General features: G+C 42.8%; 11 protein-coding genes. 7 read left to right on the plus strand and 4 right to left on the minus strand.

The window, feature by feature from the left end:
• Position 1 precedes the first annotated feature (1 nt).
• On the plus strand, positions 2 to 865 hold the full coding sequence (locus HZC12_00375; protein ID MBI5025191.1) for a hypothetical protein: 864 nt from the start codon (positions 2 to 4) through the stop codon (positions 863 to 865).
• The gene (gene metG / locus HZC12_00380) at positions 862 to 2427 is read left to right on the plus strand and encodes a methionine--tRNA ligase (GenBank protein ID MBI5025192.1); all 1566 of its coding nucleotides are present in this window, start codon (positions 862 to 864) and stop codon (positions 2425 to 2427) included. Before HZC12_00375 ends, metG begins: the two co-directional genes overlap by 4 nt.
• Before the next feature lie 222 nt (positions 2428 to 2649).
• Here the strand turns inward: metG and HZC12_00385 are convergent, their stop codons facing one another.
• Both HZC12_00385 and HZC12_00390 read right to left on the minus strand, forming a co-directional pair.
• Positions 2650 to 3120 carry a hypothetical protein gene (locus tag HZC12_00385; GenBank protein ID MBI5025193.1) on the minus strand — a complete coding sequence of 157 codons (471 nt, stop codon included), beginning with the start codon at positions 3118 to 3120 and terminating at the stop codon, positions 2650 to 2652.
• Positions 3121 to 3122: 2 nt separating this feature from the next.
• A complete protein-coding gene (locus HZC12_00390; GenBank protein MBI5025194.1) occupies positions 3123 to 4448 on the minus strand; it encodes an MCP four helix bundle domain-containing protein in 1326 nt (441 codons plus the stop codon).
• A gap of 171 nt (positions 4449 to 4619) precedes the next feature.
• On the opposite strand from HZC12_00390, the gene HZC12_00395 reads away from it, so the two are divergent.
• From HZC12_00395 to HZC12_00410, 4 genes are read left to right on the plus strand one after another with little or no spacing between them, the layout of a single operon-like run.
• Positions 4620 to 5060, plus strand: coding sequence for an MOSC domain-containing protein (locus HZC12_00395; protein ID MBI5025195.1), 441 nt, complete (start codon positions 4620 to 4622; stop codon positions 5058 to 5060).
• 59 nt (positions 5061 to 5119) lie between these two features.
• Entirely contained in the window at positions 5120 to 5608 is a 489-nt protein-coding gene (locus HZC12_00400) for a MogA/MoaB family molybdenum cofactor biosynthesis protein (protein MBI5025196.1), read from the plus strand.
• Positions 5601 to 6320: a sulfite exporter TauE/SafE family protein gene (locus tag HZC12_00405; GenBank protein ID MBI5025197.1), complete on the plus strand. Its 720-nt coding sequence runs from the start codon at positions 5601 to 5603 to the stop codon at positions 6318 to 6320. The genes HZC12_00400 and HZC12_00405 overlap by 8 nt, the downstream gene beginning before the upstream one ends.
• Positions 6321 to 6322: 2 nt before the next feature.
• Complete coding sequence (locus HZC12_00410; GenBank protein MBI5025198.1) at positions 6323 to 7111, plus strand: hypothetical protein; 789 nt, start codon at positions 6323 to 6325, stop codon at positions 7109 to 7111.
• On the opposite strand, the gene HZC12_00415 is transcribed toward HZC12_00410, so the two are convergent.
• Together HZC12_00415 and HZC12_00420 are read right to left on the minus strand one after the other, a co-directional pair.
• A complete protein-coding gene (locus tag HZC12_00415) occupies positions 7108 to 7344 on the minus strand; it encodes a hypothetical protein (GenBank protein MBI5025199.1) in 237 nt (78 codons plus the stop codon). The two genes, HZC12_00410 and HZC12_00415, sit on opposite strands and share 4 nt — an antisense overlap.
• A complete protein-coding gene (locus tag HZC12_00420) occupies positions 7334 to 8656 on the minus strand; it encodes a phosphoglycerate kinase (GenBank protein MBI5025200.1) in 1323 nt (440 codons plus the stop codon). The genes HZC12_00415 and HZC12_00420 overlap by 11 nt, the downstream gene beginning before the upstream one ends.
• A 181-nt stretch (positions 8657 to 8837) precedes the next feature.
• On the opposite strand from HZC12_00420, the gene HZC12_00425 reads away from it, so the two are divergent.
• On the plus strand, positions 8838 to 11900 hold a 3063-nt coding region (locus tag HZC12_00425; GenBank protein MBI5025201.1), incomplete at its 3' end, for an N-6 DNA methylase.

Genomic DNA, 11900 nt, shown 5'->3' on the forward strand with positions numbered 1-11900 from the left:
GGTGACTGAAGTAATAGGTGTGAGATTCAAGCCCTGCGGCAAGATTTATGACTTTGAGATAAATGGCATAGATGTAAATCCGGGCAAGTGGGTGGTTGTTGAATCAGAGATGGGTCTGAGCCTCGGCCTTGTTGTCAGGGGGAGGCATAGCGTAGAGGAGTCAGACAAACAGTTTAAAAAGGTGTTAAGGGTTGCAACAGAAGAAGACATCGAGCAGGACAGAAACAATGGGCCTCTCGAAGAAGAGGCAAGGCTTTTCTGTCTCGAAAAGGTGAAGGAACGGGGACTTCCCATGAAGGTTATCGGGACAGAGGCAACCCTCGACCGGAAAAGGATCATTTTCCATTTCACCGCTGAAGGCAGGATTGACTTCAGAGAGTTAGTGAGAGACCTCGCTGCTAAGTTTAAAACAAGGATAGAGATGAGGCAGATAGGTGTACGGGACGAAGTAAAATTTCTCGGGGGCATTGGTATTTGTGGCAGGCAGGTCTGCTGCGCGCTTTTTCTTACATCTTTCGAACCTGTCTCTATAAGGATGGCAAAAAAGCAGGAGCTTGTATTAAACCCTAACAAGCTTTCAGGCCTGTGCGGCCGCTTGATGTGCTGCCTTGGCTATGAATATGAGGAGCCTTCCCTGGAAAGGACAACACCGAATCCCGATGAATCGGGACAAAAAATAGAGACCTGTATTGAGCCTGTCGAAATATCAGAGGAAGAAAAAACCACAGAAACTGTAGAGATATCATCCCAGATGGCAATTAGCTCCAGAGAAGATATCAAGGCAGAGCCTCGTTCTGAGCAAGAATCCGAAAAAGGCAAGCCATTCAGCAGGAGGAGGAGGTTTGGAAAGAAAAGGAGGAGATGACCAAGTTCTATGTGACCACTCCTATTTACTATGTGAATGATGTCCCGCACATAGGCCATGCATACACAACCATAGCAGCAGATATACTTGCAAGGCGAAACAGGTTGCTCGGTAAAAGGGTGTTTTTCTTGACTGGCACAGATGAGCACGGCCAGAAGGTAGAGAAAGCTGCTGCTGAGAAGGGGCACACACCAAAAGAGCATGCAGACCTGATGGTGGAGAACTTCAAACAACTCTGGGGGAAGCTCAATATCTCAAATGATGCCTTTATTCGCACCACAGACAATGGCCACAGAAAGGTTGTGCAGGAGATCCTTCAGAGACTTTATGAAAAGGGGGATATAGAAAAACGGCCATACTCAGGATGGTACTGTACACCTGATGAGAGGTTCTGGGCAGAAAAAGACCTGATAGAAGGGAGCTGTCCTGATTGCGGAAGGCCTGTGGAACATATCGAGGAAGAAAATTTCTTTTTCCTCATGTCAAAATACCAGGAATGGCTTATAACATATATAGAGGCCACTCCGTATTATATCCTTCCAGAGACAAGGCGGAATGAGGTCCTCGGGTTTTTAAAAAATAATACTCTCGGCGACCTCTGCATATCAAGGCCACGGCACAGACTCTCATGGGGGATACCCTTGCCCTTTGATGAAAACTATGTAACATATGTGTGGTTTGACGCCCTTGTAAATTACTATTCAGCCACCCGCTATCTCGTCACTCGTCACTCGTCACTCGCTACTCAAGATGGTTGGTGGCCTGCAGACCATCACATTATAGGCAAGGACATCCTCACAACACATGCCATATACTGGTCAACCATGTTAAAGGCCCTCGATATGCCTCTTCCAGAAAACATATTCGCCCATGGATGGTGGACTGTTAAGGGTAAGAAGATGTCAAAGTCCCTCGGCAATGTTGTTGACCCTCATGAGATGATCGATAAATATGGCGTTGATGCATTCAGGTATTTCCTGTTCAGAGAAGTGCCTTTTGGTCTGGATGGGGATTTCTCAGAGGATGCGATGATAAAACGCATAAATACAGACCTTGCAAATGATCTGGGGAACCTTTTAAGTCGTTCCTTGACAATGATTGAAAAATATAGAGATGGGGAAATCCCCCTACCAATTAATAGTAGCGATAGAGAAGGTTTAGAAAAAAGGATTCAGGCATGGTTTTCTGATGCTACCGGTCTTCAAAAAAGCTGTGATAGTTTTTTAAAAAAACTTGAGTTCCATCATGCCCTTGTTCAATTATGGCTTGTTATAAATGAGGTAAATAAATATATAGAGGATAGCGCTCCATGGAAAGCATGGAAAGAAAAGGATCAAGGTACCCTATCCAATACGCTTTATACGCTGGCCGAAGCATTACGTCTTATTGCAGTCTATCTTTTTCCATTTATGCCATCAACAGCAGAGAAAATATGGAAACAGCTTGGAATAAAGGATGACATAAACAAAACCAAATTTGAAACGGTTAAAACCTGGGGCGGATTAAAACCTGGCATAAAAGTTCAGAAGGCAGAAGTGCTTTTTCCAAGAATTGAACCTTAGCAGGCTGTTCAAAAAGTATTTATTCATGCTTAGTTTGTCATTCCTGCGAAAGCAGGAATCCAGAATCTCTTGAATTTACAAGACTCTGGATTCCCGCTAAAAACATGCGGGAATGACACTTATGGTTATTTTAGAGTTTTTCAACAGCCTCTAAAAACATGCGGGAATGACACTTATGGTTATTTTAGAGTTTTTCAACAGCCTGTTAGTTCGATAAACTCACTACGGAGTGCCGAGCCGCTTCTTTTCTGTCTCCTTATCTACTTCCTTAAGCTTATCTATGCTGTCTTTCAGTTCCTGATTTTTTGCCTTAAGCCGTGATATTTCTTCCTGCTGCTCTTTTATAACACTTAATATCCTTATCCATGCTTCTGCATCACTCTTCATCGGACTTTCTGGGAACATGGAGACAAGCTTCTCAAATGTCTTAATGGCTTTAGAATAATCCCTGTGTGGATTCTTGGGATAGCTCAAGATGTATCCTCTGCAAAAAAGGGCTATATCCCTGTCTCCTGCTTTCTCTATTTTGTTCACATGCTTTGTTGCGCCATTAAAGTCTTCGCTGTCCATCATTTCAGTAATCCGGGCAATTTCTTCCCGGCTTTTTTCTGTCTTTATAATGCTGTTGATGCTGCATCCTGAAAGGAGTGCAATTATTGTAAAAAAAATAAATGCCTTTTTGAAGCTATGCATTTTCACGAAGACCGTCTCCTCTCCATGACATAGAGGCTCTTTGGAAAAGTTTTTGCATATTTTTTAAGTTCAGTTAACCTCTGCGCCACTTCCTTTGGGTCTCTTATTACTTCGCTTTTATTAGTGACTACAGCAATTGAAATAGTCATTATCGGAAACTCCATAACCTCATTCTGGCGATTGGTGGAGATAATATAACCCTTTTTTGCATCCTCAGGATCATAAAACTCTTTTGCAGAGTTGTCAAACTTCTCGATGATATTATTGCAGATGGTTTTGACGTTGTCGGGGCTGCAGATAATTACAAAATCGTCTCCACCGATATGGCCCACAAAATCACCCTCGCTTCCATATTCCTTTACAACATCTGTGATGAGCCTTCCAAGCCAGGCCAGCACATCACTCCCACGGGCATAACCATATTTATCGCTGAAGGACTTGAAGTAGTCTATATCAGCGAAACAGAATGCGAATTTTCTATCCTCGCTTAGTCTGAGTATCAATTCTTTTTCAATTGCCAGATTGCCAGGCAGTTTTGTAAGAGGGTTTGCATCGAGGTTCATGGCTTCAAGCTCTTTAAGCCTTGCAGACATCTCCTTGAATGAGACGGCTAATTCTGCGAGTTCGTCCATTCCCCTTATGAGAGGGACATTATCATAGTTTCCACTCCTTATGGACTGTGTTGCCACCTTCAGGCTCTCTATCGAGGAAGAGATATAGTTTGTCAGGAAATATGCAAATATTCCACCTGATAGCAACGAGAGCAGGCCAAGAATAGATGCCACAGCAAATGCCCTTTCTCCCAATTTGTTTGATTCGTTAATCTTCTCGTTTCTCTGGGCAAAAAGTTTAAACTCAAGCTCATTCAGAGACATTTTTATTTTATTGAAGGTGCTTTTTAGATCATGCTCTGATAGATTTTCTGCCTCTCGATATCTTTTGGCTTTTGTTAGTGAAATCTCTTTTGAAAATATATTGTCATAGGCATCATGAAGTTTTTTAATTTTCTCGATTACTGTTGCCATTGATGGCTGCAGGCTCGCCATCCTCTCCAGTGTCTGCTCAAACTCGTAGCTCCTGTTCCAGAAGACATCAGAAACTTCTGAGTCCCTCAGAATAAGGTATCGCTTTTCATAACTGTCCTGGGCCAGCAGGTTGTCTCTCATGTTTTTGAGGTTTTCTACAGCAGGCAAATCTCTGTAAACAATGGAGTTGGTAATGTTGTTCAAATTGCGGAGGCTCCAGACCGCATAAAGGCCGACTATGACGGTAAAGAGCATCATAACTGCATAGCCGAAGAATATCTTATTTTTCAGTGTGAATCTCAAAACATCCTCCTGAGCCCTTCCCTCTTTGTCATTCTGAATCAGGATAAATTAGGCCAATGTTTAAATATAACATTGGCCTAATTTATTTTGCAAAAATAAGAGCCACATGTCAAAAGGTAATATTGCCCTACGTCCTTCCTTTTCAAAAAGTCTTTATGTTATCCTAACACAATGAAGGGCAGGGTTGTCTCAGTAAATATCAGCGACAAAAAGGGGCAGAGGAAAAAGAAGACAGCAGAGGCTTATTTGAGGGAAGATTTCGGTATTAATGGAGATGCCCATGCCTCTGAAAAATGGCACAGGCAGGTGAGTCTCCTTGCACTTGAAAGTATAAAGAAGATGCAGGCCATGGGCCTGAAAGTTGGCCCTGGTGATTTTGCCGAAAACATAACAACAGAGGGCATTGATCTCCTCGGCCTTCCTCTCGGCACAAAAATAAGTATAGGCAATGATGTAGTGATTGAAGTCAGCCAGATAGGCAAGGAATGTCATACCCGCTGCGCCATTTACCGCCAGGCAGGGGATTGTGTAATGCCGAAAGAAGGAATCTTTGTCAGGGTGCTTAAAGGCGGTAAGGTCACGGAGGGAGACACTATAAGAGTTAAACGGTAAGAGTTGAGAGTTGAGGAAGTATATAGGGATTTTTAACTTTTAACTTTTAACTTGTTATTATGATAAAAGTTGCTGTATTAACACTAAGCGATAAAGGCTCGAAGGGTGAGCGTGAAGACAGGAGCGGCCCGGCCATTGCCGAGATTATAAAGACAATCAATGGCGAAGTGGTCAGCTATGAGGTCCTCCCTGATGAAAAAGAATTAATAAAGCAGACGCTCCTCAACCTGTGTAGTAAGGCAGACCTTATTCTGACTACTGGAGGCACTGGACTTACGCCGCGGGATGTGACTCCAGAGGCAACAATGGATGTTATAGAAAGGGAGATACCTGGCATAGCCGAGACAATGAGGATGGAAGGATTGAAAAAGACTAATAGAGCTATGCTTTCAAGGGCTGTAGCAGGTGTGAGGGGACAGACCCTGATAATAAACCTGCCTGGTAGTCCAACTGCGGTTAAGGAGAACTTAGAAATAATCCTGAATGTAATCCCCCATGCCATAGAAAAAATAAAAGGGGACACAGGGGAGTGTGCAAGAGATGACTGATGTATCTTATCCACTTGCCTTTCTTGCAGGTTTTCTCTCTTTTCTTTCGCCCTGCGTCCTGCCGCTAATACCATCATATGTATCATATATGACAGGCGCCTCTTTCGAGGATATGAGAACAGGAGACAGAGCTAAAATAAGAAAGCTTACCATCATCAATTCCCTCGCCTTTATTTTTGGGTTCTCCTTTATCTTTATTTCACTCGGCGCATCGTCTTCTGCCATAGGTGGCCTCTTGATGCAGCATCAGGATGCCTTAAGGATTGGCGGCGGAGTCCTTATAATCATCTTCGGCCTTTATATTATGGGTGTATTCAATATAAAGTTTCTTTCAAGAGAGAGAAAGCTTCATGTTCGTGGCAAACCATCGGGCTATCTCGGCTCTTTTTTCATAGGGATGACCTTTGCAGCAGGTTGGACACCATGCATAGGGCCAATCCTCGGCTCAATCCTCCTTTATGCAAGCACAACAGGTTCTGTTTCTTACGGATTCAATTTACTGCTTGTTTACTCGATTGGTCTGGGCCTCCCATTTTTTATAACTTCCATTGCCATAAATGCTTTTCTTAGTCGTTTAACCGCAATTCAGCGATACATGAAGGCAATAATAATCCTGAGCGGTTTGTTGCTTATAGCTTTTGGCCTGATGCTTCTGACAGATTCCTTGCAGGTCGTGGTTGGCCTGATTCCTGATTTCGGTTTTAAATTTTAAAAATGGATATATCAACGCTGAGAAGGATTGGTAAAAGACTCAGGGCTGAGGTCCCGCCCCTTGTGTGGGAGCTTTATGGAAGCGCTCCCCTCGGGAAAGGGGCAAGCGGGGATAAGACTTATCCCATAGACAGAAAAGCTGAGGAGATAGTATTTGAAGAAATAGAAAGGCTCAAAGTGCCTGTTACCCTTGTGTCCGAGGAATACGGCTGGAAGGATATCAGGGGAGGTGGCCAGAGACTCTTAATAGACCCTATAGATGGCAGCAAGAATGCACTTTCTGGCCTGCCATTTTTTTCGACCTCAATTGCACTGGTAGACGGAAACAGGCTTGGAGACACGTTGCTCGGCTACATTATAAATCTCGTAAACGGTGATGAATTCTGGGCTTTCCGAGGCAGCGGTAGCTTTTTCAATGAAAGGCCCATAAAGACACAACAGGACGATGAGATCAGAGTTATTGCCTATGAAGCTCAGATGCCGAAAAGGGACATCCCGAGGATTTCGCCTCTTCTTTACCTTTCAATGAGGACGAGGTGTCTCGGCTCAACAGCGCTTGATATGGCCCTTCTTGCACAGGGCTCTATAAGCATATTTGTTACTCCTGCGCCTTCGAGGAGTTTTGACTTTGCAGCAGGCTGGCTTTTAGTAAGGGAGGCAGGTGGTATTGTTACTGACCTTGAGGGGAGAGAGCTCGATGAAATTGAGATAGGGGTCAATAAGACAGCTCCATTACTTGCCTCTGGAAATGTTGAACTGCATAAGAAGGCCATTGCGACCCTGAAGAGCTAAGGCATATTAATCACTATTTCATAACTTCCAACCGCAACTTTATCAGCAAGTCCTTTTTGCCAGAGAAGTTCCACGACCTTTGTCTTTGAATTTCTGGGGACCATAAGGATTAATTTTGCGCCGAGCCCTGAGAGGGCACCTTCGAGGTTTACGCTTACCTCCTTATAATCCCGCGAAAGTTTTTCCCTGAGGTATGCGACCATCCAGTCATGGATAAGTTTTTCAGCGCGCATCTTTCCCGAATCTCTCTTTATTCTCCATCAGGGACTGCACTGGTTTTAATCCATAGGGACTGCCCTGTTCTATGGCAGTAAGCACAGTTCCTCCGCCTGTAAAGAAATAGTATTTTGCGTTATCCATAACAGAAAGATAAAGGCCAGGGCATAAGCTCTTGAACTCCTGGAGTGTGTCGCCACCTCCATACATCTTGAGGGCAATACTGTTTTTGTCTATTGTGCTGTCGAGGGCCTCGGAGCCGAGGGTAAAATGCGGAGTAAAGCCCATCACTGCATTGACAAAGATAGTCCTGGCATCGGCTATAATTTTTGAGACCTTCTCGTCTATCAATGATTCCGGGTCAATGTCAAGGACATAACCGTACCTCTTTCTTTTTTTGAAGTCTTTGATGGATATTGTCCTGTACTTATCCTCCACCTTCCCTTCTATTGTGTCAGACTCAACGATGTAGGGAAGCTCTATAATCTTGCCCTTTTCCCTGTCCATAGCGACAAGCTCTTTTGCTGCCTCTATGTCCCTGTCAGTAACACCCTCGATGTGAATGTCATACCTGGCACAGAGATATGTGTTGTATATGACCCCTCCTAAAATCAGGTTGTCCACCTTGTCGTAGATTGCATAGAGCGGCCCTATCTTGGTGTCATATTTTGCGCCAGCGACAACTGCAACAAACGGCCTTTCGGGGTTCATGATGCGACTCAAGTTCTCTATCTCCTGCTGCATGAGAAAGCCTGCATAGGATGGGAGATGCCTTGTAATATCGTAAGTTGAGGCATGTGGCTGCCATGAACCAAAAGCATCATTTATATAGATGTCTGCAAGGCCTGCAAGCTGAAGGGAAAAGCTCTCCCTGAGAGGGCCTTCTGCCTCCTCTCCCTGAAACCACCTTGTATTCGGGAGATATACGCCTCCGATTTTTCTGTCTTTCAGGTCTTTTATGGCGAGGTTTATCGATGTGTCAATACCTGCTATCCCTCGCTCAGGGTCAATATTAAATTTTGGAATATGGAACTTTGTGTGGAGCTTGTGTTCAAGGTATTCAACAATCGGTTCTACAGAATCCCCGAGGCTGCACCTTATCTGGCCTGTCTTTTTGTCCCTGGGCCTTCCCACATGAGTCATGAGGATAGGCCTGCCTCCCCTCTCCACTATGTTGTAAAGGGTGCCGAGACTTCGGTCTATCCTGTAAGGGTCTCTTACAACACCATTCTTTACGACATTGTGGTCAAACCTGACAAGGACTACCCTTCCATTGAGATCAGCCCCCTGAATCAGGGGAAGCCTTTTATCACGATTTTGTCCGGCCATGCTACATTTTACCAAAACTTCAACATATTTTGGGGATAGAAACCTTGAAAATAGAGTTAAGCAAGATATCACATAAAAGGCGAGATAACTAGTTACAAAAGAACTATTCCATATTTGTGAGAAATCGTCTATATTTATCATATTAATAATTGAAATGGTGAATAGAGTCTAAAAATTAGTAATGGTAAGACGCCATAAAAATAGAGCCTTATTTTCAAATCACTATCTCGCCAATCTCCTCCCCGGAGAAAATGAATGGAAGATAAATGTTGAATCAGTCTTTAAAAAGATAAAAACCCTCTATGACTCAAAGAAATTAGAACTCCCATCACTAAACGAAAGCCAGTTAAGAAAACATTTCCTTGATGGGATTTTTGAGATTCTCGGCTTTACCATTGATGTAGAGCCACCAGCCATAGGAGAGGAATGGGCAAAGAAGCCTGATTATGCCCTTTTCAGGGATAACGATGCACTAAGGTCCGCAAGAAAGAAAAAAGAAGGCAGATACTTTAGCACCGCCCTCTGTATCGGTGAGGCAAAGAGATGGGGAAGGCCACTTGATAGGAAATCGAAGATAGAGGCAGATCCCTTTGAAATGCAAAACCCTTCATTACAGATGTCAAGATACCTGTGGTTGACAGGTGTCAAATGGGGAATTCTTACAGATGGAAGGTTCTGGCGTTTGTATGAAAGAGAAACCTCAAAGCGTCTTGATATTTATTATGAAATAGACCTTGAAGACCTGCTGCTTTACGGCAGTCTTGATGACTTCAAATACTTCTATATCTTCTTTTCTGCAGATGCTTTCCCGGCCTTTCTTGATAAGGTCTATAAGGGCAGTGTTGATTATGCCAAAGAGGTTGGAGACGAACTCAAAGAGAATGTATATAAGGCCCTGAAGGTTTTATCAGAGGGTTTCCTGAAAACACATGGAAACAGACTGTCGCAGGAAAATCTAAAAGAAGTTCATGATAACTCACTGATTCTCCTTTACCGTCTTTTGTTTATTCTCTATGCAGAATACAGGGAACTTCTCCCTCTATATGAAAACACTCTTTACACAGAATCCTACAGCTTCGATTCCCTGAAAAAAGAAATATCAAGAAGGCTTGACCAAAATGAGAGTATTCCTGCTTCTACATTCCACTACTGGAATAAACTCAAAGAGCTCTTTGAGATAATAAACAACGGGAATAAAGAGCTTGATGTGCCTCCCTATAATGGGGGTCTTTTTAATCCAGAGAAACATCCTTTTCTTGAAAGAAATAGGCTGGGAGATTTTTATATTTCCAGAGCAATTGATCTGCTTTCTCGCTCATCTGAGAAGGCATACATAGATTATGGAAGCCTTGAAATAAGGCACCTCGGCTCCATCTATGAAGGACTCCTTGAGTATAAGCTTAAAATGGCAGAGGAAGACATATATCCAGTTAAGGAAATGGGCAAAGAAGTCTATATCCTGCTAAATAAAGCCGGAGACAATGCCAGAAAGATACGAGAAGATGAAATTATCAAGGCAGGTGCGATATATCTTGTAACTGACAAAGGAGAACGGAAGGCAACAGGAAGTTATTACACACCTGACTATATTGTGGAGTATATCGTAGAAAATACATTGAGGCCTGTAATTGAAGAAAAGAAAAAAAACATTGCTGAAAAAATCTCAGGGTTTAAAGAAAAGATAAAGACATCAAGGGGAATAAACAGGGAGCTTTATCAAAAAGAGCTTCAGAGGATTGAGAACAACTTTATTGATGAACTTCTTTCCATAAAAGTCCTTGACCCTGCAATGGGATCTGGTCATTTCCTTGTTGAGGCCGTTGATTTTCTTGCCCATGAATTGATTAATGTTGTAGGGGGTGAATTACCAGCAACTCCTCCTCCCTTGATGGGAGGGGGTAAGGGGGAGGGTGAGCCTGACGAAGAAGACATAAGATGGGCAAGGCGTGAGGTAGTAGAGAAATGCATTTTTGGAGTTGATGTAAACCCACTATCAGTTGAACTTGCAAAGTTATCCCTCTGGTTACATACAGTAGCAAGGAACAGACCCCTCAATTTCCTTGACCATCATCTAAGATGCGGTAATTCCCTCATAGGTGCAAGGATAGAAGATCTGGCAGGTTTGCCTGAACTGAAAAAGAAAAAGACTGCTGAAGGACAACCAAGACAATTGGGCCTTTTTGAGAGCATCTTCAAAGAGAAGGTTAACATCCTCTTAGGTGCCTTTGCACAGATAGAGGGACTTCCTTCGGACACAGTTGAGCAAATAAGGGAGAAAGAAAGGCTGTACCAACATTTTAGAAATATTGTATCCCGCTTTCAGGATGTGGCCGATATATGGACATCTGTTTATTTTGGTAATGGGATTGACTTTAGCAAATACCAGAGCCTTCAGGATAATTTAAGGGCAAACGATGATCTATGGAAAAATCTGAGAAATGAGCAGTGGTTTAAAGAAGCAAAGGCCTTCGCTGACGACAAGAGGTTCTTCCACTGGGAGCTTGAGTTTCCAGAGGTATTCTTTGAAGGCCATCTGAGAAAGGAAAACCCAGGATTTGATTGCGTGATAGGCAATCCGCCTTACGATGTTTTGTCCGAACTTGAACAGGGAAAAGATGTAGAACCAGAAAAAGACTTTTTCTCACAAAATTTGATTTATGGACCAGCCATTGGAAGCAAACTAAATCTTTATCGTTTATTTAGTGTTCTATCCTTAAATCTTCTCAAAGATAAAGGGATGCACGGGTTTATAGTTCCAATGTCACTATTGGCTGACAAACAGGCAAGGCCTCTTCGTAAATATATGCTAATAAAAACTAGCATTCAGGAAATAGAAGCATTTCCGCAAAAGGATGATCCCGCAAATAGAGTTTTCTCAGAGGCAAAGCTTTCTACATGTATATATATCCTCAGAAAGGACGCCCCATTATCATTTTCTATTAGAATACATCCGGGAAAGGACATATGGGAGAGTTCAACATCTTTAACGATTAAACCATCTCAAATTGAAGAATTTGATAAGGAAAATTTAAGCATTCCGAGCTATCCCAATATGACCACCGATGATTTTAACCTTGCTCTAAAACTGAACAGGGTTTCCCAAGGGAGCATTCTTAAACATTTTGCACAATCCCAGCAGGGTGAAGTTAATCTTACAGCACATTCTGAGTTTTTGTCAGATGAAAATAAAGGACAAATTGTTTTGAGGGGCGCTCACATAAATCGCTATGCGTTTCAGGAAGAG

It is taken from the genome of Nitrospirota bacterium (genome assembly GCA_016214385.1).
Lineage (GTDB): Bacteria > Nitrospirota > Thermodesulfovibrionia > UBA6902 > JACROP01 > JACROP01.